Origin of the sequence: Paeniglutamicibacter kerguelensis (genome assembly GCF_017876535.1) — a bacterium.
Classification (GTDB): Bacteria; Actinomycetota; Actinomycetes; order Actinomycetales; family Micrococcaceae; genus Paeniglutamicibacter; species Paeniglutamicibacter kerguelensis.
The window spans coordinates 3,869,420-3,892,333 of record NZ_JAGIOF010000001.1 but is presented as its reverse complement, the minus strand read 5'-3'; the positions used below and the strand labels follow the sequence as shown (position 1 = coordinate 3,892,333).

Genomic DNA, 22,914 nt, shown 5'->3' with positions numbered 1-22,914 from the left:
GAAGGGTGCCCGCTGTAAAAATCCCCGCCACTCTTGCCGCCGAAGTTGCAACCCCCGTCATGGGCCGCGCAATCACGGCCGCCGGGTTCGCGATCATTTCAATCTTCTGGCCCGGCGCCACAAGCCAGGTCCTGGCCTACGGCCTTGCCGCGTTCATGGTGGCCAGCGCCAAGTTCATGTGGGATTACGCCAAGGCGCCCAGTGCGCCGAAGGCCGCCCGAGGCCTCTACGCCGGTGCGGCGCTGGCGATGATCCTGTCCGGACTGGTCATGGTGTTGCGCCCGGAGGTGTTGGTCATCGGCATCGCCGCGGCCGCCGCCTTCATCATCGCCGGCGTCCTGGAAATCGTTGTTTTCATCCGCCACCGTGCCGACTTTGTTCCGTTCAAGGACCAGCTGGTCACGGGCTTTGTTGGCCTGGGCGTCGGCGCCGCTCTCTTGATGGGACTGCACCTGGATGCCCACGCGTTGCTCGGGCTGGCCGGTGGCGGTGCCATCATCCTGGCCGTCTTCGAACTGATCTCTGCGTTCGGGTTGCGGCATGATGCCAAAGAAGGCCAAGCCGGCCTTTGGCGCTAGACTAGACGTTGAACCAAACCTGTAGGAGGGCCTTAACGTGGGCAACAACCCGGCTGAGAAGAAATCTTGGCAGCAGAGCATCAAGGCGCCACTGTCCTTCTCGCTTGTCATGGCCTTGATCGCTGGCGTCGTGGCCACGATTTCGGCGACCGGCGGATCAAACAACCCGCTGCGGTTGGACGTCGGGCTTGTTGCCTTCGGCGTGGCGTTCGTGGCCTGCCTGCTGATCATCTCCGTGATGACCATGGCCGGCAAGGAGAATCCCGAGGACCTGGGCGCCGGATCTGGTGTCAACCGCTCCTCGGAGAATCCGGACAAGAAGTCGGGCCACTAACCAGGAATATGCAACGAAAGCCACCGAGGTTCAAACCTCGGTGGCTTTTGTGTTTCCAGTCCATTTTCCGGGGGCCGCAGGGATGCGCCTCAGGAGGCGTTTTCCTCGTTGTCGGCGGCGCTCCAGCGGTCCAGGAAATCATCGGCAGTGAGCTCGTCCAGATCCGAGCGAACCATGCTCACAAGGGACTCTGCCTCCTCGATGCTGCCGGTGTTGATGCGAATGACCTCGGAGTGGTCGTCGAGCCGGTGCACCACGACAGCGGCGCCCACGACATCGGATCCGTCGCCGCCGAAGAACCCTTCGACGAGGCCGGCGGCCCAGCGTGTGGCGGCGCGCAGGGGGCTTTCGTTGGCCTTTTCCAGGTCAACATCGAAGTCATCAGAGGCGTGTTTTTGGGGTACTTGTTCGTTGCTCACTGCTGCTCCTCGGTTCGATTGATCGGAACCATCTCCGGTTATGAGACCAGTGTATGGCGAGGATTACAGTTTTTGTGCGGATTTGCGTTGGCGGTACGCACGGACGTGTTCGCGGTTCGCGCAGTTGCCGGTATCGCAGTAGAGCTTGGAGCGGTTCTTCGATAGATCCAGGAGCACGGCGGCGCAATTCGATGCCGCACAGGAGCGCAACCTGTCACGCTCCCCGGAGCGAATGACATCGACCAGGGCCATGGCGGCCTCCACGGCCATGCGCTCACTCAGCGGCGTCTGTTGGGTCGTGGCGTGGATGTGGTAATCCAAGCCGTCGTGCTTGACCAGCTGTGGCAGCGCCCGGGCGTTGCGCAGGATGAAGTTGACCTGCTCGACGGCCTCGTCCTCGGGCGCCACCCAGATGTCGCGTAATTGGGTGCGCAGCTGGCGTACCGAGCGCAGCTCCGCATCGCTGTGGGTGCGGGATCCGAAGAAGCGCTGCTCGGTGACGAATTGGTCAAGGTCCGCAAGGGTCAGCAGGCCGTCGGTGTCCATGGCAACCGTGTTGATCAGATCGACGACCGTGGCAAGCGCGACTTCTGTGTCAGGGGCAAAGATCATTATGACTCCTGTGGGGCCTTGTGGATTGACGGATTATCACCATTGGTTCTAATGTCATTAGCATACATTCATTTACTCCTGACAGTCGATCTGGTTGTGCGCGACCACTCAAACGTCGGAACCCCGCCAAGCTGAGGAGCGCGCATGCCATTGGAGAAAGTTTCATCGGAGCCGGCCGGCTCGCCAGTCTTGGCGGTCCGCCGCGCAAGGCCCCGCATGGGCGGTGTCGGCATCGCGCTGTTTTCCTCGGCGATCTTCGGCCTCTCCGGCTCTTTCGCCAAGGCGCTCTTGGATTCCGGGTGGTCGCCTGCCGCCGCCGTGACGCTGCGGCTGGCCGGGGCCTCGTTGGTGCTGCTGATTCCCACGATCATCGTGATGCGCGGCAAGTGGGGGCTCGCCGCGAAGAACTGGAAGTCGATCCTGCTCTTCGGGTTCTTCGGGGTGGCGGTCTGCCAGTTCTTCTACTTCCAGGCCGTCGAACGCCTGGACGTGGGAGTGGCCCTGCTGCTTGAGTTCCTGGCGCCGGTGCTCATCGTGCTCTTCCTGTGGGTCCGCCACCTCAAGCGCCCCGCAGCCCTGACCATCGGCGGGGCGGTACTCTCCCTGCTCGGCCTGGCTGCCGTGCTGGACCTGACGGGGAGCACCCGGGTGGATCCGATCGGCGTGCTGTGGGGACTCGGGGCCGCGGTCGGGCTGGTCGTCTACTTCTTTGTCAGTGCGCGGGTCGAAGGGGCGTTGCCGCCATTGGTGTTGGCCTCCGGCGGACTCTTTGTGGGTGCTGCGACCATGGCCCTGCTGGCAGCGGTCGGGCTCCTTGAGATGCACATGGCGTTCGCGCCGGTGAAGCTAGCCAACTGGGAAACGCAATGGTGGGTTGCCCTGGGCGGGCTCATTCTCTTCTCCACCGTCATTTCCTATGTCACGGGCATCATGGCCGCCCGGGCCCTGGGGTCGAAGCTTGCCTCGTTCATTTCGCTGACGGAGGTGCTCTTTGCCGTGGTGTGGGCCTGGTTGCTGCTCGGGCAGCTTCCGGCGGGCATCCAGCTGGTCGGCGGCGCACTGATCGTCGGCGGTGTGCTGCTGGTGCGCGCCGATGAATTGCGCAGTCCGTAGGGAGCAGGCAAGGGGGTGCCGCACCGGCCGCGCACGCATCGGTTGTAGCCGCGCCGCAACGACGTGGCTACAACCGATCAAGGCAACTTCGCGTTTCCGGCTAGATGGCGTTGTCGACTCCGGAGAGGATCACATAGGTCTTGCGAACGGTTTCGTGGACCTCCCAGAGCCCCTTCCATCCGGCGGGCATCACCACCGTGTCGCCTGCGCCGACCAGCACCCCGAGGCCGCCCTCCGAGGTGATTGTCACGGACCCGCTGAGGATCTGGCAGACCTCGTGGTATTCGTCGCGGAAGGCTGCGAACGTGCCGGGGGTCGCCTCCCACACCCCGACTTCCAGGGAGTCGGCGGACCAGACCTCCCGCGAGGCCTCCTGCATGCCCTCGGTGACTGCCGTGGCCTTGGGTTCGAATGCCCCGAGTTCGGCGGTGCCGGCGGAGGGAAGGTGGATCAAATGTGCTGCCATGTCTGCCAGGTTCCTTTGCTCGTTGTTGTGTTCTGTGCGGGAGCGTTTCGGTGTCGTTCAGGCCCGGCCGGAGACGAGGTCCGCGATGTGGGCGATCTTCGAGGTTGCCGAACGCCCGTTCTTCTCCGCCTGGTCCGCAATGCCGTAGGCCTTGTAGAGCGACTGGACGGCAATCCAGCGGGCGGGCTCGACCTCCCAGCGCCTCACCTTGCGGTTCACCCATGGCATCTGCGCCAGCTCGCTGCCCGGATCAAGGATCAGGTCCCGGAGCGTGCGCCCGGCGAGGTTGGTCGCGGTGACGCCGGTTCCGACATAGCCGCCCGCCCAGCCGATGCCCGTTTCCTTGTCCAGCCCGACGGTTGCCTTCCAGTCCCGGGGCACGCCCAGCACCCCGGCCCAGGCGTGGTCGATCGCCGCGCCCCGGGTTGCCGGGAACATGTCGTGCAGGATGTCCGTGAGCAGCTTGATGGTGCCGGGCTGGGTGGCTCCGTCGGTGTCGGTCTTGGACCCGTAGCGGTAGGGCACCCCGCGCCCGCCGAGGGCGATGCGCCCGTCCTCGGTGTGCTGTGCATACATGTAGGCGTGGGCCATGTCCCCGACGGTGTCCCGCTCGCCCCACCCGATTTCGTCCCAGACCGAGTCCGGCAAGGGGGCGGTGGCGATCATCGAGGAGTTCATGGGCAGCCATTCGCGGTGGGAGCCCTTGAGGTTTGCGGTGAAGCCCTCGGTGGCGCGCAGGACGTAGGTCGCCTCGACGGTGCCGTACGCGGTGACGGCCTTGCGCGGCAGGATATCGGTGACGGCGGTGCCCTCGTAGATCCGCACGCCCAGGCGTTCGCAGGCCTCGGCCAGGCCGCGCACGAGCTTGGCCGGATGGATGCGTGCCGCATGTGGATGGTGGATGGACCCCAGTGTGTTGGCGACGTTGATACGTTCCCCGGTTTCCCTTGCGTCGAGGAACCGGACGCCGGCCTCCGGCCAGAGGGCTTCGGCGCTTGCCGCGTCCTTGAGCCGGGCCAGCTGTGCCTCGTTGCGGGCGACGGTCAGTTCCCCGCCCTTGTGGAAGTGCGCGTCGATGCCCTCGGCCCCGGCCGCGGAAATGACCTCGTCGACCGTCTCGTTCAGCAGCTCCTGGAAGCGGCCGACGGTCTTGCGGCCGTGGGACTTGACGTACTGGCCGCGGCCGCCGGTGATCGAGTTGGTCAGCCAGCCGCCGTTGCGCCCGGAGGCACCGAACCCGGCGAAGCGGCTTTCGAGCACCACGACATCCAGCGACGGATCCGCCTTCTTCAGGTAGTACGCGGTCCACAGCCCGGTGTAGCCCGCGCCGACGATTGCCACGTCGGCCGTGGTGTCCCCGGTCAGGGGTGTTCGCTGGCCGGGTAGGCCGTCGGCTGCGTACCAGAACGAAACATTGCCGTTCACTGTCATGAGATTGCTCCTGCTTGCTCTTCGGGGTGGGTATCGGCGGGGTGTGTCAGTTGGTGGGCGGGGAGATGACCCAGAGGACTTCGGCGGTGTCGTCGCCGATGTTGCGCAGTCCATGTTCGACGGAGCTCAGGTACTCGATGCTGTCCCCGGCATCGAGGACATGTTTTTCGTCTCCGACAAACAGTTCGATCCGGCCGTTGAGGCACGTCACGAACTCCTGGGCGTTTCCGTGGCTGTAATGCTCTTCTCCGGTGCTGCCGCCGGGTTCGAGATAGCCGGAGTAGATTTCCAGGTTGCGCAAGGGGGCTCGGGTCAGGCTGAACTTGGTCAATCCGTCGGCCATGTGGATCCGGGGGCGTTGGTCTTTGCGAAGGACGCCCTGCGAGTCCTTGATCCGTCCGTCGATGAGTTCGGCCGCGCTCACGCCCAGTGCAGAGGCGAGGCTCCTGAGGCTGGCGACGCTCGCGTTGGACCTGTCGTTTTCCAATTGGCTGATGAATCCGGAGCTCAGGCCGGTCATGCTGGCCAGCCGGCGCAGGGTGAGCCCGCGCAGTTCGCGCGCGGCCCGAACGCGGGCCCCGAGGGTTTCCAAGGCTTCCGTTTCCATCGATGCAGAATCCCGTTTCCCGGAATCAAACATTCCGTCACGCCTCACTAAACATGTTGTTCACGACCACTCTAGGGGCGTGTGACTCGCGGCACAATGAAAACCTTTCGGTGACAAGGAAAAATTTCACTGAAGGGCCCATCCAGCGTTGGGGTAGTGCGCGGCGGGCCGACATCCGGGACGCAACCATGCAAAGCCCGCAAAACGTCGAAGGTCCGGCGTTCCCTTTCGGGGACACCGAACCTTCGGGCGTGGGTGGCCGGACGTTGCTAGCCGCGTTTTCCGAAGCTGCGCAGGCGCAGCGAGTTGGCAACAACCAGCACCGAACTGGCGGCCATTGCGGCGCCGGCGATCATCGGGTTCAGGAAACCCAGGGCGGCGATCGGGATGCCCGCGGTGTTGTAGGCGAAGGCCCAGAACAGGTTCATCTTGATGGTGCCCAGGGTCTTGCGGGAAAGTTCGATGGACTGTGTTACCTGGTTCAGGTCGTTGCCCATGATGGTCAGGTCGGCGGCCTCGATGGCAACATCCGTTCCCGAGCCCATGGCGATGCCGAGGTCCGCCTGTGCCAGGGCCGGGGCGTCGTTCACTCCGTCGCCGACCATGGCCACGACCTGTCCGCGTGCCTGGAGGTCGCGAACGGCCTTCGCCTTGCCGTCGGGGAAGACGTCGGCAAAGACATCCTCCGGGGCGATTCCCACCTTCGCGGCAACCTGCCCGGCCACTGCCGCGTTGTCGCCGGTGAGCAGGACCGGGCGCAGGCCCAGTTCCTTCAGCTTGGCGATTGCGGCCGCGGAGGATTCCTTGACGGTGTCGGTCAGGTTGACCAGACCGGCAAAGGAGCCGTCGACGCCGACCATGATGGAGGTTGCGCCGGACTGCTGTGCCGCGGCGAGGCTTGCACGGTGCTCGTCGCTCAGCTCGATCCCGTTCTCCCTGAGCCAGCTTTCCCGTCCCGCGACGACCATGCGGGTGCCGACGGCGGCGCGGACGCCGCCGCCCGGGGCGGAGGTGAACGCGGTGGCCTCGGCCAGCGGGGCGACGGCCTTCGCGGCCGCGACGATGGCGTGGGCGATCGGGTGCTCGGAGCTGGACTCGGCCGCGCCGGCCAGGGCCAGCAGCTCGGCCTTGTCGAATCCGGCGGCCGGGGTGGCCGAGGTGACGGAGAGGTTGCCCTCGGTGATGGTGCCGGTCTTGTCCAGCAGGACGGTGTCGATCTTGCGGGTGTCCTCGAGGACCTGCGGTCCGCGGATCAGGATGCCCAGCTGGGCGCCGCGGCCCGTTCCGACCAGCAGGCCGATGGGTGTCGCGAGGCCCAGGGCGCACGGGCAGGCGATGACCAACACCGCAACGGCCGCGGCGAATGCCGAATCCAGGTCGCCGGTGAGCACCATCCACAGGACAAACGTGAGTGCGGCGATGGCCAGCACGATCGGGACGAAGACCGCGGAGATGCGGTCGGCCAGCCGGGCAATGGGTGCCTTGCCGGTCTGTGCCTCGGAAACCAGGCGGCCCATCTGGGCCAGCGTGGTGTCCTTGCCGACGCGGGTGGCGCGAACCACCAGCCTGCCGGAAGTGTTGATGGTGGCGCCGGTGACGGTGTCGTCCGGGCCCACCTCGACGGGCACGGATTCGCCAGTGACCAGCGCGGTGTCGATGGCCGAGTGGCCTGAGACCACAAAACCGTCGGTGGCGATCTTCTCGCCCGGGCGGACGACAATCTCGTCGCCCGGAACCAGCTCGGAAGCCGCGATCTTGGTTTCGACGCCGTCGCGCAGCACCGTCGCTTCCTTGGCGCCCAGGTTGAGCAGGGTCTTCAAGGCATCGCCGGCGCGGGCCTTGGCGCGGGCCTCAAGGTAGCGGCCGAGCAGCAGGAATGTTGCCACGACGCCCGCGGTCTCGAAGTAGAGTGCGTGTTCGCTCATCGACATGCCCGTGTGGGCCGTGATGTTCGGGTCCGCGATCAGCTGCCAGAGCGAGAAGAAGTAGGCCGCCAGCACGCCGATCGACACCAGGGTGTCCATGGTCGAGGCGAAGTGGCGGGCGTTGATGGCCGCGGCGCGGTGGAACGGCCACGCGGACCAGAACACCACGGGAGTGGCGAGGGCCAGTGCGACCCAACCCCAGTGCGGGAATTGTGCGGCGGGGACCATGGAGATGATGAACAGCGGCACCGTGAAGATTGCGCCCACGACGAGGCGCTTCTTCAGGTCGCCGCTGGCCGGTTCCGCGGCATGGTTCATGCCCGGCATCTGGTGCGGTTCGTTGGCCGCGGGGGAGTCGGAGGTCGGTTCCGCCGTCGCGTGGGCGTGTGAGGCAGGGGCCGCGGGTGCGGAAGCGTATTGGTCGACCTTGAGGCTGGCCTGGTAGCCGGCGGACTGGACCGTGGCGATGAGTTGCTCGTCGCTGACGTTGTCGGGGACCGTGATGCGCGCCGATTCCAGCGGCAGGTTCACCAGTGCTTCGACGCCCTCGATCTTGCCAAGCTTGCGTTCGACCCGGCCGACACACGATGCGCAGGTCATGCCCTGGATGTCCAGTTCGACGATGCGTTGGTTGACGGGGAACGTGATGTCGTTGCTCATGATTCCTTTTCTTCTCTCGAACCTGGCGGCGGGCCGGACGCGTGGTCCGGCCTCCGGCCGCAGGTGAGGGGGTTTAGGCGCTCGCGGAGACGAGCGTGTAGCCGGCCTCCGTGACTGCTGCTTCGAGAACAGAGTTCTCGACGGGTGCGCTGGTGGTGATGGTGGCGGTGGAGGTGCCGCCGGCGGAGAGGAAGACCTCGACGTTGCTGACGCCCGGAACCTCATTGAGTTCCTCGGTGACGGAGGCGACGCAGTGGCCGCAGGTCATGCCGTCGATCTTCAGGGTGATGCTGCTCTGGCTCATGGCTTCCTCAGTGGGTCGTGCAGTGATGGTGAGGCCTTCGTTTGAGTTGCTTCCGCAGCCGCAACCGCCGCAGCTTGATTCGTTGCTCATGTGTTCTCCTTGGGTGGTTCTTGAGGGGTGTGGAATGTATGCGTGCCGGTGATTAGCGCAGCAGGCGGCCGATGGCGGTAGTCACCTCTGCGACCTTGTCCGCCACGATGCTCTGGTCGCCGGTTTCGATCGACTGGGCTGCGGCGTTGACCACACAGTGTGAAACGTGGTCCTCCACCAGGCCGAGGCTGACCTTGTGCAGCGCGGCGTTGATGGCCGAAATCTGGGTGAGGATGTCGATGCAGTATTTCTCCTCGTCAACCATGCGGCTGACCCCGCGCACCTGGCCCTCGATGCGACTGAGCCGCTTCAGGAGGGCCTCCTTGTTGGCGGTGTAGGCGTGGTTTACATGTTCATCGACGGGGGCTGCAACGTTTTCCATAGTCGCAATAATACCCCTTGGGGGTATCTTGTCAAGTACCCTCCCGGGGTATGCGATGGGCGAATGATTGATAACTTTGGTTTATGCGTATTCCCTCCGAGCAGTCCTTTGTCCCTGTCATCCTGGGGGGCGACATCGGCACATACTCATTGGCTCGAGAGTTCCACCAGGAGCACGGGGCCATTTCCGCCGTTGTCCCATCCGTCATGACCGGAATCGTGGACCACTCCCGCATCCTCGACGCACGCCCCTTTGCCGACCAAGGCAACGAGGCGGCTTTCCTGGACTTCGTGATTTCGCTCGGCCGCGAATTTTCCGCCGGCGCGAGCGGGCCTCGACCGCTGCTGCTGCTGGGCGGAGCCGACCAGCACATCCGCTTCATCGCCCGCAACGCGGAGCGCCTGCGAGTTTGGTTCACCGTCCCGTACGTTGGCGAAAGCCAGCTGGATCGAGCCACGGAAAAGGACGCGTTCTACGAACTCTGCCGCAGTCTGGACATCCCGTTCCCGGGCACCGTGGTCCACGACTGTGCCGATGCGGCCGCGGACATCGAAGCACTGCCCGCGCGCCTGGCCGAGGCCACGGTTCCGTTGCCCGCCATCGTCAAGCCCTCCGACGGGGTTGCCTGGGGACAGCTTGAATTCGCCGGCAAGAAGAAGGTCCACACGGTTGCAACGGAGGCAGAGCTGAAGGACCTGGTGTCCAAGGCCACGGCCGCCGGGTACGCGGGAACACTGGTCATCCAGGACCTGATTCCCGGCGGAGACAGCGGCATGCACATCGCCACGTTCTTCAGCGACCAAAGCGGCAAGGTGCGCTTTGCCTCCTGCGGGCGGGTCATCGTTGAGGAGCACGCGCCGGGTGCACTGGGAAACTCCGCCGCCATCGTGGCCCAGCCCAACGACGTGGCCATCGAGGCCGGAACCAAGATGCTCAACGAACTCGGCTGGACGGGGTTCTCCATGTTTGACATGAAGCTGGATCCGCGCGATGGCAGCTACAAGTTCTTTGAACTGAACCCGCGGCTGGGACGCAACCACTTCTACATCTCCGCGGCCGGGGCAAACGTCTCTCGTTTCTACGTGCAGGAATTCCTTCAGGATGGCCTGCCGGAGGATCCCGAATTCACGCAATTCCAAGACGAACACCTCTACACCATCCTGCCGCTGCGTTTGCTGCGCCGTTATGTCCCCGAGGACATGAAGCAGAAGGTGGAAAAGCTCATTTCCTCGAAGTCCTACAGCCACCCGCTGTTCTACCGCAAGGAAACCGACCCCCGCCGCTGGTACTACATCCTGGTCAGCACCCTGAACCACTACCGAAAGTTCAAGCGCCACTACCCGGCGCCCTAGAGTTCGCCCGGTGCCCCGGCGTAGAGTGTTGCTACCGCCGTCGGGGAACCCTAAGGAGAACGCCATGGGCGAGTACAAGTTGTACACGGATGCTGAGAAGGCCACGTACATGGCCCCTGCTTGCGAACGCTGCGGCCAGCACCGGCATGTTGTCTGGGAGGATCGCGGCGAGGGTGAAGCCCACTGGTCGCCGAGGGACGCAGGCTGTTCCAACGAGGCCTGCACCTCGTAACTTCAGCAACCAGTCCGCACGCCAAAAGTGCGCCGGGTGATTCAGGAATCTTGAATAACCCGGCGCATTTCTGTGTCGCGGATGAATCCCTGTTGCGGGCCGAGTGCATCTGTCGCCCACGTGTCTCTTGCGTCTTAGGTCTTGCGTTGTGTGTTCGTCGGGCGGCCGCGGTGTCGCCGCGTCCAGTTCGCCGAACGTTGACTTGTTGCTTCGCCTGGTGCGCGGGGTCGTGTTTCCGCTCTGCCCACCCGTTCTCACTCCGCGAGCGATCTGAGCGAAGAATGGTCAAACTTAACTATGTTCGAGATTTTGAAACACCGCTGCGCAATGCCGTGTGCCCGCAGTTTTCGAGGTCGGTTTTCCGGCCGGATCTAGCCACTTTGATGGAGTAAATGGTGGCGCGAAGGCTCTCGCGAAACCTGCTTTGTGGCCAGTCGAAGTGGTGTGATCTTGATTGCTCAAAAGTATAGACAAGTTTATCCATTCAAGTTTATGCTGACTGAAATGCCCCATCCGGACCTAGGAAGGAATTTCAACTCGTGAGCAATCTGCTGAAAAAAGGCGCCCGTCGCCGCAGTCTTCTCGTTGTCGGCGGCATTGCCGCAGCGCTTTCACTGAGTGCCTGTGGCGGCGGCGCACCCGTTGCGACGAAGCCATCCAACACTGAGACAGTCCTCGACGACGCGGCCTGCCAGCGCAACAAGGATGCCGGAAAGATCACCTACATTTCCGGATACGGCTATTCGGCCAGCGCCGGCCAGCTGGATGTTTTCCTGGCGAAGGAACTCGGCTACTTTGACGCATTGTGCCTCGACGTTGAGATCAATGCCTCGGGCGCCAACGGCCAGCAGCTGGTCTCCTCGGGCCAAGCCCAGTTCACCGCACTGGGCTCCGCCTCGGACGTGATGCTCGCAGCGGCGAACAGCAAGAACCTGACAGCCGTCGCCACCTACGGCAGCGTCTCCCCGTTCTCGATCTTCGCCAATGAAAAGGTCGCCAGCCTCAAGGACCTCGAGGGAAAGAAGCTCGGCTACTTCATCAACCTCACCCCGATCGCATCCGCCATGCTCGACGCGGCCGGCGTGGATGTTTCCAAGGTCGAACTGATCAAGATGACCAACTACGACCCCACCGTCGTGACGCGCGGCCAGGTTGACGCGATCGTCGGCTACGCCTCGAACCAGCCGCAAACGCTCAAGGCCATGAACCTGCCGTTCAAGGAATTTCTCCCCGCGGACCTGAGCGTCAAGGGCACCTACAACGTGATGGAAGCCAACACCGAGTTCCTGACCAAGCACCGGGAAACCGCCTCCGACTTCATGCGCGCCTCGCTCAAGGCCCTGGACTACTGCCTCGAGAACGACGCGGACTGCTTGGACCGGATCAGCAAGCTTGCGGCGGACAACAACCAGGGATCGGCGTTCCCGCGCGAGCAGCTCGAGCGCACCTGGAGCGTCGAATCCAAATGGGTGAAGAGCGATCCGGCACTGAGCCCCGGCATGCAGACCGCTGACCAGTGGGCCTCGGAATACGAACTGGTGATGAAATACGGAAAGCTTGCCGCGGTTCCCCCCGTCACCGACATGATGGACACCACCCTGGTCACGGACCTCTACAAGGACGGCAACCTCATCTGGCCGACCGAAAAGGCGGCGTCGTGAGCCTCGCGCACGGGACCCCCGAGCATGCGGGCGTGCAGATCAGCAACGTCTCCAAGAGCTTCGGTGCCGTGGGGTCCAAGACCCTGGTGCTCGACGACGTCAGCATCACCATCAAGAAGGGCGAATTCGTCTCGGTGATCGGACCCAGCGGCTGCGGCAAATCCACGCTGCTGAAGATGATCGCCGGCCTGGGCGAGGCCGATTCCGGCGACGTCCTGGTGGACGGAACCTCCATCAAGACCGCCACCAAGAACAAGATGATCGGCTTGGTCCCGCAGTCCCCGGCGCTGCTGCCGTGGCGCACCGTGCTGGACAACGTCACCCTGCCGATGTCCGTGAACCGCAAGGCCAACGCGGGGCGCACGCTGCGGGACCCCAAGGAAATCCTGGCCTCGTTCGGGCTGGGGCACGCGCTGCACAAGTACCCCTCGCAGCTCTCCGGCGGCATGCAGCAACGCGTCGCGATCGCCCGCGCCTTCGTCTTCGACCCGAGCGTGCTGCTCATGGACGAGCCGTTCTCCGCGCTCGACGAGATGAACCGCGACCAGCAGCGGCTGGGCCTGCTCGATTTCTGGCAGTCCAACCGCAAGACGGTGCTCTTCGTGACCCACTCGGTGCCCGAGGCCATCATGCTCTCGGACCGCATCATCGTGATGCAGGCGCACCCGGGCCGCATTGCCGAGGTCATCGAAGTGGACCTGCCCCGCCCGCGGGATGCAGACGTCTACGCGACAGACGAGTTCCGCGACCTCGAAGGCCGCGTCCGATCAACCCTGCACAACGTCATGGAGGTTGCCCGTGTCTGATGTACATGTGGCCCAGGCCGCAACAAAAAACGAGCCCCCGCTGTCCGACAGCGCGCGGGCCGGAATCCTGAGGGCCGGCCCGCAGGCCGGGCAACTCTCCGCCGGCGCGAAGTTCTCCAAGGCGACCAGGTGGCGGCTGTGGGTCCCGCCGGCCATCACCTTCCTGGTGGTCGGGATGCTCTGGCAGGTGGTCGCGCTGGCCAATCCCTACGTCATCCCGACCATCGGCGACATCTGGGCCAGCCTGGCCGGTGACCCCGAGATGTACTGGAGCAACATGCTTGTCACACTCCAGGAGGTTCTCGTGGGCGCCGCGGCCGGCATCCTGATCGGCTTTGCCATCGCCGTGGTGATGGCCGAGTTCGAGATCATGGAACGCGCGGTCATGCCGCTCTTCGTGGTCATCATGGTCACCCCGATCGTGGCGATCGCCCCCGCGCTGGTGGTGGCCTTCGGCTTCGGCATGACGCCGAAGTACATCGTCACGGCCCTGGTGGTCTTCTTCCCGATGCTCGTCAACGCGCTGGCCGGCCTGCGCGACGTGGACCCGCGGACCATGGACGTCATGCGCACCCTGCACGCCAGCCGCTGGGAGATCTTCCGAGACCTGCGCCTGCCCGGCTGCATGCCGTTTGTCTTCGCCGGGCTGCGCGTGGCGCTGCCGCTGGCGATCGTGGGCGCGGCCGTGGCCGAGTTCGTGGCGGCCGGACAGCAGGCGGGCCTCGGCTCGCTGGTGACGATCTCCGCCGCACAGGCAAACCTGCCGGTCGTCTGGGCCAGCATCGTGCTGCTCTGCCTCATGGGCGTCGGCCTGGTCGCCGTCCTGGCCCTGGTGCGCAAGAAGGTCCTGTGGTGGAGCGACGGCAACGTCGTCGCCCGCTAGCTCGTCGCCCGCGAGACCCCCGCACACCCCCATTTAGCCGCACCTCAGATAGTCGCCCGCTGGACCGCCTCCAGCCGGGTTTCCCACCCGTGCCATCGGGATCCAACAAATTTTTTGATGAAGGGTAATGACATGAAACAGCTACGCTTCGGCCTGTTCGAAAACGCCCAGGCCAACGACTCGGGAACCGCCACCTGGCGCCACCCGGAGAACGAACGCGACCACTTCGACAACCTGGACTACTGGAAGAACATCGCCCGCATCTGCGAGGCGGCCCGACTGGACTTCGTGTTCCTCGCCGACGCCTGGGGCTGGTCGGAAGTCAACGGGGAACGCCCGGAGATCTGCACCGTCGAATCCCTGGACCTGCCGCGGCTGGACCCGGCGATCGTCGCCGCCGCCATGGTCTCGGCCACCACGGACCTGGGCTTCGTGATCACCGGCTCGACGCTGATCGAACAGCCGTATTCCTTCGCACGCCGCATGTCCAGCCTCGACCAGCTCTCCAATGGGCGGCTGGGCTGGAACGTCGTCACCACCGGCACCGCGGAGACCGCGGCGGCCGCGTTCGGCATCCCGATGGTCGCCCACGACGAACGCTACGACATGGCCGACGACTTCATGGAGGTCGTCTACAAGCTGTGGGAGGGAAGCTGGGAGCCCGACGCGCTGGAACGGAACAAGGACGGCCGCTTCGCCGACCCGGCCAAGGTCCACCGGATCAGCCACGAGGGGCCGTACTTCCGCTCCGAGGGCTACGGAAACACCTCTTATTCCCCGCAGGGCACCCCGGTGCTCTTCCAGGCCGGGTCCTCCGACCGCGGCCGCCAGTTCGGCGGGCGCCACGGCGAATGCATCTTCCTGGGCGGGGCCTCCGCGACCAAGATGGCCGCGCAGGTCAAGGCCATCCGCGACGAGGCGGTCGCCTCGGGCCGCGACGCGGATTCGGTGAAGCTGATGGCCGCGTTCTCCTGCGTCATTGCCCCGACCCGGCAGGAGGCGCAGGCCAAGTACGAGTCGGTGCTTCAGGCCCAGGATCCAGCCGTCGCCGTGGCCTCCTACGCCATGTTCACCGGCCTGGACCTGTCCTCCTACGCCCCGGAAACCCCGATGGCCGAGCTGCGCACCGAGCTTTCGCAGACCCAGGTCTCCCGCTTTGCCGACCTCACGGTGGGTGACGTGCTCGCGGACTGGCACGCCCACGGCGTGCGCAGCAAGCCGGTCGTCGGCACCCCGGAGGAGGTGGCCGACGCCATCTGCGCGCTGGCGGAGACCGCCGACCTTGACGGTTTCCTGCTCACCCCGGTGATCCAGCCGGGGTCGACGCTCGACTTCGTCGAAATGGTCCTGCCGATCCTGCGCGAACGCGGCGTCGCGGCCACCGACTACGAGGGTTCCACGTTGCGCGAGCGCCTCTTCGGCACCGGCACCCCGGTGCTGGGCGCCAGCCATCCGGCCGCGGGCCATCGTGTGCAGCCGGCCGCCGCGCTGAACCGCTAAGGGGACGACGGCGTGGGGGTCGTGTGCGTGGTTGGCAGCATCAACCTTGACGTGATGGTGCGGGTCGATCGCAACCCCGAGGTCGGGGAGACGGTGCTCGGCGAGGCCGTTGCCCGGCTCCCCGGCGGCAAGGGCTTCAACCAGGCGGTCGCCGCCGGGCGCAGCGGAGCCCAAACGCGTTTTTGCGGCAGCGTCGGCGACGACCCTGACGGATTATTCCTACGTAGGGCGTTGCATGACACGGGGCTCGACGACGCGTTCCTGTCGGTGAGCAAGGACCTGCCGACGGGAATGGCCCACGTGGCCATGCTGCCCGAATCCGGGAACTCCATCATCGTTTCGCAGGGGGCCAACGCCGCGCTGTCCGCCCGCGCCGCGGCAACCGCCGTCGACGGCGCGGATGTGGTGCTGGCGCAGCTTGAGGTTCCCGCGTCGACGGTGGAGGTGGCGCTGGCCGCCGGCCGGGTGGCCGGTGCGCTGAACATCCTGAATGCGGCACCGACCACCGGTTTCACCGAATCCCTGCTGGCGCATGTGGACGTGTTGGTGGTCAACGAGACGGAGGCCGCGGCGCTGGGCGGCGTCGATGCGCTGCTGGGTGCGGGCCCCGAATCGGTCATCGTGACCTTGGGCTCCCAGGGTTCCTGGTGGAAAAGCCGTGCAGGCGACGACCTGCGGGTTCCGGCGTTTGCCGTCGACGCCGTGGACACCACCGGGGCCGGGGATGCCTTCTGCGGCGCGCTGGCGGCGGCCCTCAGCGATGGGGCGTCGATGCCGGAGGCCATGAAACGGGCCTCGGCCGCCGGGGCGCTGGTGGCCATGGACCTGGGTGCGCAGACGGCTCGGCTGTGCGTTGAATCGCTCGCCGAGCTGGTGGCGACCCGCTAGCCAGGGTGTGTGTCGACGGGTCCGTTCCGGCTCCGTTGCGCATCGGAAATGCCGGTCTTGCCGCTTCGAAAAAGCGGGAAGACCGGCATTTTTGCTTGCCCTGGCGGCCAAGCCAGCGGTGCCTTAGGGGGCGGGCTCGGCAACCTGCGGCGGGGTCCCTGCGTTCGGGGTTTCCCTGCCCCGGGTCGCCTTGGGGGTCTTGGTTTCCCCTGCGAAGGTGTACTCGCCTGCGCGCATGCGTTCGGAGAGCCCCCGGACCCATTGCTGCTCCCCGCGCAGCCGGCTGATGGAGAGCTCGAAGATCTCCCGGACATAGGCGGGGGTGGACGTCGACCGGTGGACATCCTCGATGCTGTATTGGTTGCTGGCGATCTTTGCGTCAATCTCACGTACGCGGTGATCCAGCGCGGCAAGGACTTCCTCACGGCTGAGCGCATACATGAACGACGTCAGGGCCATGACCGGTCCGATGTCGAAGGTTTCCACCGTCCATAATGCCCCCCGGAGCAGGCGCAAGAACTCGACCTCGCCCTCGGGGGTGATGCTGTAGGTGGTGCGCTCGGGCCGGTTGCCCTCGGATTCGGTCCCGGTTTCCTCGACGTAGCCATCCTTCTTCAGGGACCGTAATGCGTTATAGATCGAGCCCGGCTGGATGTTCGCCCACTCGTCAACATGCCACGTGAGCAACTCACGTCGCAGGAAGTAGCCATGCACTGGTTGGAACTGGTGCACCGCACCCAGCACCAGGAGACGCGTTGTGGTTGACATGGCTCCCATCGTAGTCAAAAAAAGTCGTGAAAAACATCAAGGGCGCACTTGTTAGGACGACAAACCCGCAATAGTATCTTTCTAACTAATCAAACTTGAATATAAGTTGCGAGCAATCGTTGGATCGAGAAGGAGCCAGAAAATGTCAATACAGACAAACACCGAGGGCGCACCGGACCAGCTTGCCCTGCGACAGGCATTCTCGCTTTTTCCCACGGGCGTCGTTGCTGTCTGCTCGGTCGTTGACGAGGCTCCGGTGGGCATCGCGGTCAACTCGTTTACCTCCGTTTCGCTCGACCCGCCCCTGGTGGGGATCTGTGTTGCCAAGTCCTCCGCAACCTGGCCGGTCCTGGCTGATAGCAATCGCCTGGGTCTCAGCGTGCTTGGTTCGCACCAGGGGCAGCTTTGCCGCAGCCTGGCTTCGCGCAACACCGACAGGTTCCTTGATGCGCCGTGGCGCGCCACCGACGCCGGGGCCGTGGTCATGGAGGGCGCGGCGCTTTGGCTCGAATGCGAGGTGCGCTCGACCTTTGACGGGGGAGACCACGTGGTTGTCCTGCTGGAGGTCGTCAAGTCCGACCTGTTCCCCGACGTGACCCCGCTGGTGTTCCACCAGAGCAAGTTCCGTGAGCTGCAGATTGCCGAATGACCATCCAAGCTCCGACGCCGCACGGGACCCGGAGGTGAACCGGATGCTTGCCGGTCCAGCCGGCCCGACCGGGCTGCTGGCCCGGTTTGCCGGAGTCGTGGTCGGCGGCAACAAGCGTGGCCGGGTTTTGGGGTTCCCTACCGCGAACATTCAGGTCGATGCCCTGTCGGGGGATCTGGAGGACGGCGTCTATGCCGGCCTGGTCTCCTTCCCGCCAGGGGCTGAAACGTTTGGGGCAACCGTCAGCGTGGGCAACAACCCCACGTTCGGCGACGTGAAGGAAAAGCGCGTGGAAGCATACATCCACGATTTCGATGCGGATCTCTATGGGCGCAGAATCGGCGTTCATGTTATTGCATTCCTGCGCCCCATGGAACGCTTCGACACCGTGGACGAGCTCATCAGGCAGACCAGTGACGACGTCGTGTGCGCGCGGTCCTTCCTCAATGACCTGCTGGAGACCTAGGCGAGGGAACGCCAACGTGGCGATCGGGAAAGCGAAGCCCGGGACACAGAGAGTTTTGCCGGTGGTTTCGGATGCTTCGAAACCGCCGGCACTCCCAACGGCGCGGGAAAGTTTCTCCGCTAATCCCCGTCGGCACCAAAGGCCGACATGTCCAACCAGCCGACCTCCCACTCGTGCCCGTCGGGGTCGAGGAACGCCACCGAGTACATGCCCGGCATTTCCTCGGCAGCCTCTCGGTAGATCGTGCCGCCATGCGCAAGCGCGCGGCTGGCGAATTCGTCAACCTCGGCGCGGCTCTCGCCACTGAGGGCGTTGAGTACTTCGCGTCCGCCCGCGCCATAGGCGGGGGTGTCGCCGTTGCGCAGGAACGATTCGTAGAACCCCTTCGACAGGATCATGATCCAGCTGGTATCCGTGATCATCCACGAACTGGCCATGTCATTTGAAAAATCTTCATTCTTCTTGAAACCGAGGCCGGCGTAAAAAACATCCGAGGCCGCGAGATCCTTCGTTGGAAGATTGATGAATACCATGCGGTTCATCCGACCGCTCCCTTCTGTCAGGCTTGTGCCCTTGGTCGGGCGACAATGTGGCCCGACACATACTCTGGCATGAGGGAGGGGCACTTCCAAGGGTTCAAAAGGGACTCAATCTCACCTAGGCTGGGCTAAACATTGCGATGGAATCGTGTTGACCATGTCTCCAGACGACCGCCATGAAACCTGCCTCGAAAGGTAGAGAATGCCGCTGATTTCCCCGGCTTCGCAGTCGCACCAGCGTCGTGCGCTAAGGGCCCATGAAATTTTGGGTGCAAATGACCATCGAAATTCCGTCCTTCAATTGCGCGACGTCGTCAGGGAATCATGGATTCGCTCCATCGGCTTCCAAGAGGACTCGACATCCAATGAACACACGGTGCTGGCCGACGGGGACCTGCACCAATTGCGCACCGACTCTCCGCTGCGCCTGGTGCTTCCCGTCTTTGACAGGCTTCTGTTGGAGCCTGCTCGGGACACTGGGTTGATCCTCGCCATCGGCGACCACACCGGTCGCCTGCTCTGGGTCAAGGGCGAAAGCCAAGTGCTCCGGAAAGCCGAATCCATGGCCTTTGTCCCGGGGGCAGACTGGTCCGAGCGCACGGTGGGAACCTCCGCGCCGGGCACGGCCCTGGCCACGGGCGGGGGGGTGCAGGTCTCGGGCGCCGAACATTTCAACGAAATCGCCCACTCTTGGAGTTGTTCCGCCGTTCCCATCCACGCGCCTGACACCGGCGAAGTGATTGGCGTGGTCGACCTGACCGGCGGGGAGGAAGCAGTTGCCCCGTATTCGCTGGCCCTGCTCAAGGCGGCCGTGGCAGCGGCGGAATCCGAGCTTCGCTGGCAGCAGCAAAGAATCGAACCGACCGCCGCAAAGCACAGCATTTTCACCGTTCCCGGCCGGCGTGCCAAGACGGATGCCGATTCCCGGTTGCGGCTCATGCCGGCCACCGGGCCCGCGGTGGTTCGCGGGACCAGACAACTGGAGCTCAGCACCAGGCATGCGGAACTCCTGACCCTGCTGAGCTGGCATCCACGAGGGCTCAGCGGCGAAGAACTCGTGGACCTGCTGCACGTGAACCCGGATGCCGCGGACCTTGGAACCCTGCGTGCGGAACTGGTGCGGCTACGCAAGGTGCTATCCGGCTTCGACAAGTCCCTGGTTCCGCTTTCGCGCCCCTATCGACTGGCGAAGGTTCCGCGCAGCGACGCACGCGACGTTCTGACGGCCATCGAGTCGGGTGATTTGGACGCCGCCCTGAAACACTACGACGGGCCGGTGATTGAACGTTCGAGCGCACCGGGCATCGAAGCGATCCGTGAGGAAGTCTTTGCCGCGCTGCGCCAGGCGATGCTGCAGGACGGCACCGAACAACAATTGCTGCATTTCCTGCAGGCCCCCGAAACACAAAGCGACGAGGAATTGCTGAGCACCACTTTGCAGGTGCTGCCGGCCCGTTCGCCGCACCGCGCGCTGATAGTTGCCGCGCTCGAGCGGCTGGAAGCGAACGGCTAGAGGTAGGTCAGCCCGTCACTGATCAGCACGACGCCCAAGGCCAACAGCACGACGCCGACCACCGTTGACTGGTGGCGCAACAGCCATGCTTGAACGGGGCCCAGGACGCTCCGGGCGCGCCCGGGCGCAACGAGGTGCAGGATGACAGGCGCCAGGACGCTGGCACCGGACAACACCGTGTAGATCAATGCCAGGACGATGATGGCTCCGGGCTGCTCGTGCGCTGCGCCGATGGAGATCGCCGCGCCCAAGGTGAAGGCCAGTTCCTTCGGGTTGGCGACAGTCAACGCGAGACCCATGCTGAAGGCGCGCGGCGCGGAAATCGTGTTGAGGCTCGACATCCACCCCGGCACCTTGGGTTCGGTTTCCCCCTGCGGCCTCTTGCGCCACTTTCGCGCGGCCACATAGATGAGTCCAAGGCCAAGCGAGATCTTCAGCAGGCCGCTGAGCGTGGTGGCTTCCGAGGACTCCGGCAAGGCCTCGGCCGCAAGCGTCATAGCGGTGAGCATCATCGCGATGCCAATCAGGCGCCCTGCCATGAACCCCAGGCTGCGTCCGGTCCCGTTGGCGGAGAGCACCAGGACAACAATCGCGATCAACGGCAGCGGACTGAGCGTCATGCCGAGTGCGAGGGGCAGGAATTCGCCGATGGCGGTGAGCATATGTGGCACTTCGCTTTCGTTGGCGGTCTGGATGCAGACTCTTGATGATCTCCCGCGGAAATTCCGAACACAAGTCGCCGGCGAACGTCCTGACTTGGCACGAACAACTCCGACGGGCGGAACCGGCTCGTTGCGGACACGGGGAAGAGACTGCGATGCGGCCTGTTTTCGCTGCATGCTTTCTTCCCGCGGTTGCAACCTTGCCCGCGAAGGCATGCAACGTTGCCGCAACGTCGGCGTGAGTAGGCTCACACATGGTAGTGAAAACCCCTCGAAATCCAAGGAGACACCATGACTGTCTACGTAAACCCGAACACCGAAGGATCCCTCGTTCACTTCAAGACCCGATACGACCACTACATCGGTGGGCAGTGGGTGGCTCCGATCAAGGGGCAGTATTTCGAAAACGTCACCCCTGTCACCGGCAAGGGATTCTGCGAGGTCGGCCGCGGCACTGCGGAGGACATCGAGGCGGCAATTGATGCAGCGGAGGCCGCGGCGGGCCCGTGGGGCAAGACCAGCCCGGCTGCGCGCGCGGTGATCCTGAACAAGATCGCCGACCGCATCGAGGAAAACCTGGAAATGCTCGCCGTCGCCGAAACCTGGGACAACGGCAAGGCCGTGCGCGAAACGATCAACGCCGACCTCCCGCTGGCCATCGACCACTTCCGCTACTTCGCCGGCGCCATCCGCGCCCAGGAGGGCGGCCTCTCGCAGCTCGACGACAACACCACCTCGTACCACTTCCACGAGCCGCTCGGCGTGGTCGGCCAGATCATCCCGTGGAACTTCCCGATCCTCATGGCCGTCTGGAAGCTCGCCCCGGCCCTCGCGGCGGGCAACGCCATCGTCCTGAAGCCCGCCGAGCAGACCCCCGTCTCCATCCTGGTCCTTATGGAACTGATCGGCGACCTGATCCCGGCCGGCGTACTGAACGTCGTCAACGGCTTCGGCGTGGAGGCGGGCAAGCCGCTGGCCTCCAACAAGCGCATCCGCAAGATCGCGTTCACCGGCGAGACGACCACGGGCCGGCTGATCATGCAGTATGCCTCCGAGAACCTCATCCCGGTCACCCTGGAGCTCGGCGGCAAGTCCCCGAACATCTTCTTCGAGGACATCGCGGCCAAGGACGACGCGTTCTACGACAAGGCCCAGGAGGGCTTCACCATGTTCGCGCTGAACCAGGGCGAGGTCTGCACCTGCCCGTCGCGCGCGCTGGTGCAGGACTCCATCTACGACACGTTCATGCCGGACGTCATCAAGCGCACCGAGGCCATCAAGCAGGGCAACCCGCTGGACACCGAGACCATGATGGGTGCCCAAGCCTCCAACGACCAGCTGGAAAAGATCCTGTCCTACCTGGACATCGGCAAGGCCGAGGGCGCCAAGGTGCTCACCGGCGGCGGGCGCGCCGAGCTCGGCGGGGACCTTGAGGGCGGCTACTACGTGCAGCCGACCATCTTCGAGGGCCACAACAAGATGCGCATCTTCCAGGAGGAGATCTTCGGCCCCGTCGTCTCGGTGGCCCGCTTCAGCGACTACGACCATGCCATCGAGATCGCCAACGACACCCTGTACGGGCTGGGCTCGGGCGTGTGGAGCCGCAACGGCAACACCGCCTACCGCGCCGGCCGCGACATCCAGGCCGGCCGCGTCTGGGTCAACCAATACCACGCCTACCCGGCGCACTCGGCGTTCGGCGGCTACAAGTCCTCTGGCATCGGGCGTGAGAACCACAAGATGATGCTGGACCACTACCAGCAGACCAAGAACCTGCTGGTCTCCTACTCGGAGGACAAGCTCGGCTTCTTCTAAACCGCATTTTCCCCGGGACGCAGGCCAACAGCCTCATCCCTTGCCCGTCGGCGTCCCGGGGACCCTCCACCATTTCCTGCCCACACCGATCCACGCAAGGAGCGACGGCCGTCTGGCCATCGACGGCATCGGGCAAAAGCAGGACAATTGGCCCAACACCGGCCAAGCCATCCAGGTCAGCATCGAGGTCCGGCACCACCGTCATGGAGCGGCGCCGGACCTCGGTGTTTGAATCAGAGCTTCCGCCTGGCGGCGGACA

General features: G+C 64.6%; 26 protein-coding genes. 15 read left to right on the top strand and 11 right to left on the bottom strand.

All coding sequences use genetic code 11. From position 1 onward, the window contains the following. Positions 1-5: 5 nt before the first annotated feature. Positions 6-578, top strand: a complete 573-nt coding sequence (locus JOF47_RS17710) for a DUF308 domain-containing protein (RefSeq protein WP_210000862.1) — start codon at positions 6-8, stop codon at positions 576-578. Positions 579-615: 37 nt separating this feature from the next. Continuing rightward, positions 616-912 (top strand): hypothetical protein, encoded by a 297-nt coding sequence (locus JOF47_RS17705; RefSeq protein ID WP_210000861.1) that lies wholly within the window; start codon positions 616-618, stop codon positions 910-912. A gap of 89 nt (positions 913-1,001) precedes the next feature. On the opposite strand, the gene JOF47_RS17700 is transcribed toward JOF47_RS17705, so the two are convergent. Beyond that, complete coding sequence (locus JOF47_RS17700; protein WP_210000857.1) at positions 1,002-1,331, bottom strand: hypothetical protein; 330 nt, start codon at positions 1,329-1,331, stop codon at positions 1,002-1,004. Positions 1,332-1,394: 63 nt separating this feature from the next. Continuing rightward, on the bottom strand, positions 1,395-1,943 hold the full coding sequence (locus JOF47_RS17695) for a CGNR zinc finger domain-containing protein (RefSeq protein ID WP_210000855.1): 549 nt from the start codon (positions 1,941-1,943) through the stop codon (positions 1,395-1,397). Positions 1,944-2,087: 144 nt separating this feature from the next. Between JOF47_RS17695 and JOF47_RS17690 the strand changes: the two genes are divergently transcribed. After that, positions 2,088-3,056, top strand: coding sequence for an EamA family transporter (locus JOF47_RS17690; protein WP_210000852.1), 969 nt, complete (start codon positions 2,088-2,090; stop codon positions 3,054-3,056). A 100-nt stretch (positions 3,057-3,156) separates the two neighbouring features. Here JOF47_RS17690 and JOF47_RS17685 read toward each other — a convergent pair whose 3' ends face one another. The 6 genes from JOF47_RS17685 to JOF47_RS17660 form a co-directional block, all read right to left on the bottom strand. Beyond that, on the bottom strand, positions 3,157-3,522 hold the full coding sequence (locus tag JOF47_RS17685) for a cupin domain-containing protein (RefSeq protein WP_210000850.1): 366 nt from the start codon (positions 3,520-3,522) through the stop codon (positions 3,157-3,159). A gap of 57 nt (positions 3,523-3,579) precedes the next feature. Then, the gene (locus JOF47_RS17680) at positions 3,580-4,953 is read right to left on the bottom strand and encodes an NAD(P)/FAD-dependent oxidoreductase (RefSeq protein ID WP_210000849.1); all 1,374 of its coding nucleotides are present in this window, start codon (positions 4,951-4,953) and stop codon (positions 3,580-3,582) included. Positions 4,954-4,999: 46 nt separating this feature from the next. Further along, entirely contained in the window at positions 5,000-5,560 is a 561-nt protein-coding gene (locus JOF47_RS17675) for a helix-turn-helix domain-containing protein (RefSeq protein WP_210000848.1), read from the bottom strand. A 269-nt stretch (positions 5,561-5,829) separates the two neighbouring features. Continuing rightward, positions 5,830-8,145 (bottom strand): heavy metal translocating P-type ATPase, encoded by a 2,316-nt coding sequence (locus tag JOF47_RS17670; RefSeq protein WP_210000847.1) that lies wholly within the window; start codon positions 8,143-8,145, stop codon positions 5,830-5,832. Between the two features lie 73 nt (positions 8,146-8,218). After that, positions 8,219-8,539 carry a heavy-metal-associated domain-containing protein gene (locus JOF47_RS17665; protein ID WP_210000846.1) on the bottom strand — a complete coding sequence of 107 codons (321 nt, stop codon included), beginning with the start codon at positions 8,537-8,539 and terminating at the stop codon, positions 8,219-8,221. A gap of 52 nt (positions 8,540-8,591) precedes the next feature. After that, positions 8,592-8,921 (bottom strand): metal-sensitive transcriptional regulator, encoded by a 330-nt coding sequence (locus JOF47_RS17660; protein WP_210000843.1) that lies wholly within the window; start codon positions 8,919-8,921, stop codon positions 8,592-8,594. A gap of 83 nt (positions 8,922-9,004) precedes the next feature. Here JOF47_RS17660 and JOF47_RS17655 point away from each other — a divergent pair, with 83 nt between their 5' ends. The 7 genes from JOF47_RS17655 (at position 9,005) to JOF47_RS17625 (ending at position 16,243) form a co-directional block, all read left to right on the top strand. After that, positions 9,005-10,273 carry a carboxylate--amine ligase gene (locus tag JOF47_RS17655; protein ID WP_210000842.1) on the top strand — a complete coding sequence of 423 codons (1,269 nt, stop codon included), beginning with the start codon at positions 9,005-9,007 and terminating at the stop codon, positions 10,271-10,273. A gap of 64 nt (positions 10,274-10,337) precedes the next feature. Then, positions 10,338-10,505 carry a hypothetical protein gene (locus JOF47_RS17650; protein WP_210000841.1) on the top strand — a complete coding sequence of 56 codons (168 nt, stop codon included), beginning with the start codon at positions 10,338-10,340 and terminating at the stop codon, positions 10,503-10,505. A 539-nt stretch (positions 10,506-11,044) separates the two neighbouring features. Continuing rightward, positions 11,045-12,166, top strand: a complete 1,122-nt coding sequence (locus tag JOF47_RS17645) for an ABC transporter substrate-binding protein (protein WP_210000840.1) — start codon at positions 11,045-11,047, stop codon at positions 12,164-12,166. Next, on the top strand, positions 12,163-12,972 hold the full coding sequence (locus JOF47_RS17640) for an ABC transporter ATP-binding protein (RefSeq protein WP_210000839.1): 810 nt from the start codon (positions 12,163-12,165) through the stop codon (positions 12,970-12,972). Before JOF47_RS17645 ends, JOF47_RS17640 begins: the two co-directional genes overlap by 4 nt. After that, complete coding sequence (locus JOF47_RS17635) at positions 12,965-13,855, top strand: ABC transporter permease (RefSeq protein WP_342592832.1); 891 nt, start codon at positions 12,965-12,967, stop codon at positions 13,853-13,855. Before JOF47_RS17640 ends, JOF47_RS17635 begins: the two co-directional genes overlap by 8 nt. 132 nt (positions 13,856-13,987) lie before the next feature. Beyond that, the gene (locus tag JOF47_RS17630; RefSeq protein ID WP_245356414.1) at positions 13,988-15,355 is read left to right on the top strand and encodes an NtaA/DmoA family FMN-dependent monooxygenase; all 1,368 of its coding nucleotides are present in this window, start codon (positions 13,988-13,990) and stop codon (positions 15,353-15,355) included. Between the two features lie 12 nt (positions 15,356-15,367). After that, complete coding sequence (locus JOF47_RS17625) at positions 15,368-16,243, top strand: ribokinase (RefSeq protein WP_342592831.1); 876 nt, start codon at positions 15,368-15,370, stop codon at positions 16,241-16,243. A gap of 123 nt (positions 16,244-16,366) precedes the next feature. Here JOF47_RS17625 and JOF47_RS17620 read toward each other — a convergent pair whose 3' ends face one another. Continuing rightward, on the bottom strand, positions 16,367-17,011 hold the full coding sequence (locus JOF47_RS17620) for a PadR family transcriptional regulator (RefSeq protein ID WP_210000836.1): 645 nt from the start codon (positions 17,009-17,011) through the stop codon (positions 16,367-16,369). A gap of 142 nt (positions 17,012-17,153) precedes the next feature. Between JOF47_RS17620 and JOF47_RS17615 the strand changes: the two genes are divergently transcribed. Further along, on the top strand, positions 17,154-17,660 hold the full coding sequence (locus JOF47_RS17615) for a flavin reductase family protein (RefSeq protein ID WP_210000834.1): 507 nt from the start codon (positions 17,154-17,156) through the stop codon (positions 17,658-17,660). 43 nt (positions 17,661-17,703) lie between these two features. Further along, positions 17,704-18,126 carry a riboflavin kinase gene (locus JOF47_RS17610; RefSeq protein WP_210000833.1) on the top strand — a complete coding sequence of 141 codons (423 nt, stop codon included), beginning with the start codon at positions 17,704-17,706 and terminating at the stop codon, positions 18,124-18,126. 119 nt (positions 18,127-18,245) lie between these two features. Here the strand turns inward: JOF47_RS17610 and JOF47_RS17605 are convergent, their stop codons facing one another. Then, positions 18,246-18,668 (bottom strand): VOC family protein, encoded by a 423-nt coding sequence (locus tag JOF47_RS17605; protein WP_210000832.1) that lies wholly within the window; start codon positions 18,666-18,668, stop codon positions 18,246-18,248. Between the two features lie 199 nt (positions 18,669-18,867). Here JOF47_RS17605 and JOF47_RS17600 point away from each other — a divergent pair, with 199 nt between their 5' ends. After that, a complete protein-coding gene (locus JOF47_RS17600) occupies positions 18,868-20,178 on the top strand; it encodes a GAF domain-containing protein (RefSeq protein WP_210000831.1) in 1,311 nt (436 codons plus the stop codon). Here JOF47_RS17600 and JOF47_RS17595 read toward each other — a convergent pair. Beyond that, complete coding sequence (locus JOF47_RS17595) at positions 20,175-20,840, bottom strand: GAP family protein (protein ID WP_245356962.1); 666 nt, start codon at positions 20,838-20,840, stop codon at positions 20,175-20,177. The two genes, JOF47_RS17600 and JOF47_RS17595, sit on opposite strands and share 4 nt — an antisense overlap. A gap of 291 nt (positions 20,841-21,131) precedes the next feature. Here JOF47_RS17595 and exaC point away from each other — a divergent pair, with 291 nt between their 5' ends. Together exaC and JOF47_RS17585 are read left to right on the top strand one after the other, a co-directional pair. Further along, the gene (exaC, locus tag JOF47_RS17590; RefSeq protein ID WP_210000829.1) at positions 21,132-22,655 is read left to right on the top strand and encodes an acetaldehyde dehydrogenase ExaC; all 1,524 of its coding nucleotides are present in this window, start codon (positions 21,132-21,134) and stop codon (positions 22,653-22,655) included. A 40-nt stretch (positions 22,656-22,695) separates the two neighbouring features. Then, positions 22,696-22,887, top strand: coding sequence for a hypothetical protein (locus tag JOF47_RS17585; protein ID WP_210000828.1), 192 nt, complete (start codon positions 22,696-22,698; stop codon positions 22,885-22,887). Positions 22,888-22,914 lie beyond the last annotated feature (27 nt).

Excerpts from the sequence above, each read along its gene's own strand:
- JOF47_RS17695 (WP_210000855.1), bottom strand. The coding sequence starts at position 1,943 with ATGATCTTTGCCCCTGACACAGAAGTCGCGCTTGCCACGGTCGTCGAT.
- JOF47_RS17690 (WP_210000852.1), top strand. The coding sequence starts at position 2,088 with ATGCCATTGGAGAAAGTTTCATCGGAGCCGGCCGGCTCGCCAGTCTTG.
- JOF47_RS17685 (WP_210000850.1), bottom strand. The coding sequence starts at position 3,522 with ATGGCAGCACATTTGATCCACCTTCCCTCCGCCGGCACCGCCGAACTC.
- JOF47_RS17680 (WP_210000849.1), bottom strand. The coding sequence starts at position 4,953 with ATGACAGTGAACGGCAATGTTTCGTTCTGGTACGCAGCCGACGGCCTA.
- JOF47_RS17675 (WP_210000848.1), bottom strand. The coding sequence starts at position 5,560 with ATGGAAACGGAAGCCTTGGAAACCCTCGGGGCCCGCGTTCGGGCCGCG.
- JOF47_RS17670 (WP_210000847.1), bottom strand. The coding sequence starts at position 8,145 with ATGAGCAACGACATCACGTTCCCCGTCAACCAACGCATCGTCGAACTG.
- JOF47_RS17665 (WP_210000846.1), bottom strand. The coding sequence starts at position 8,539 with ATGAGCAACGAATCAAGCTGCGGCGGTTGCGGCTGCGGAAGCAACTCA.
- JOF47_RS17660 (WP_210000843.1), bottom strand. The coding sequence starts at position 8,921 with ATGGAAAACGTTGCAGCCCCCGTCGATGAACATGTAAACCACGCCTAC.
- JOF47_RS17655 (WP_210000842.1), top strand. The coding sequence starts at position 9,005 with ATGCGTATTCCCTCCGAGCAGTCCTTTGTCCCTGTCATCCTGGGGGGC.
- JOF47_RS17650 (WP_210000841.1), top strand. The coding sequence starts at position 10,338 with ATGGGCGAGTACAAGTTGTACACGGATGCTGAGAAGGCCACGTACATG.
- JOF47_RS17630 (WP_245356414.1), top strand. The coding sequence starts at position 13,988 with ATGAAACAGCTACGCTTCGGCCTGTTCGAAAACGCCCAGGCCAACGAC.
- JOF47_RS17620 (WP_210000836.1), bottom strand. The coding sequence starts at position 17,011 with ATGTCAACCACAACGCGTCTCCTGGTGCTGGGTGCGGTGCACCAGTTC.
- JOF47_RS17615 (WP_210000834.1), top strand. The coding sequence starts at position 17,154 with ATGTCAATACAGACAAACACCGAGGGCGCACCGGACCAGCTTGCCCTG.
- JOF47_RS17610 (WP_210000833.1), top strand. The coding sequence starts at position 17,704 with ATGCTTGCCGGTCCAGCCGGCCCGACCGGGCTGCTGGCCCGGTTTGCC.
- JOF47_RS17605 (WP_210000832.1), bottom strand. The coding sequence starts at position 18,668 with ATGAACCGCATGGTATTCATCAATCTTCCAACGAAGGATCTCGCGGCC.
- JOF47_RS17600 (WP_210000831.1), top strand. The coding sequence starts at position 18,868 with ATGCCGCTGATTTCCCCGGCTTCGCAGTCGCACCAGCGTCGTGCGCTA.
- JOF47_RS17595 (WP_245356962.1), bottom strand. The coding sequence starts at position 20,840 with ATGCTCACCGCCATCGGCGAATTCCTGCCCCTCGCACTCGGCATGACG.
- exaC (WP_210000829.1), top strand. The coding sequence starts at position 21,132 with ATGACTGTCTACGTAAACCCGAACACCGAAGGATCCCTCGTTCACTTC.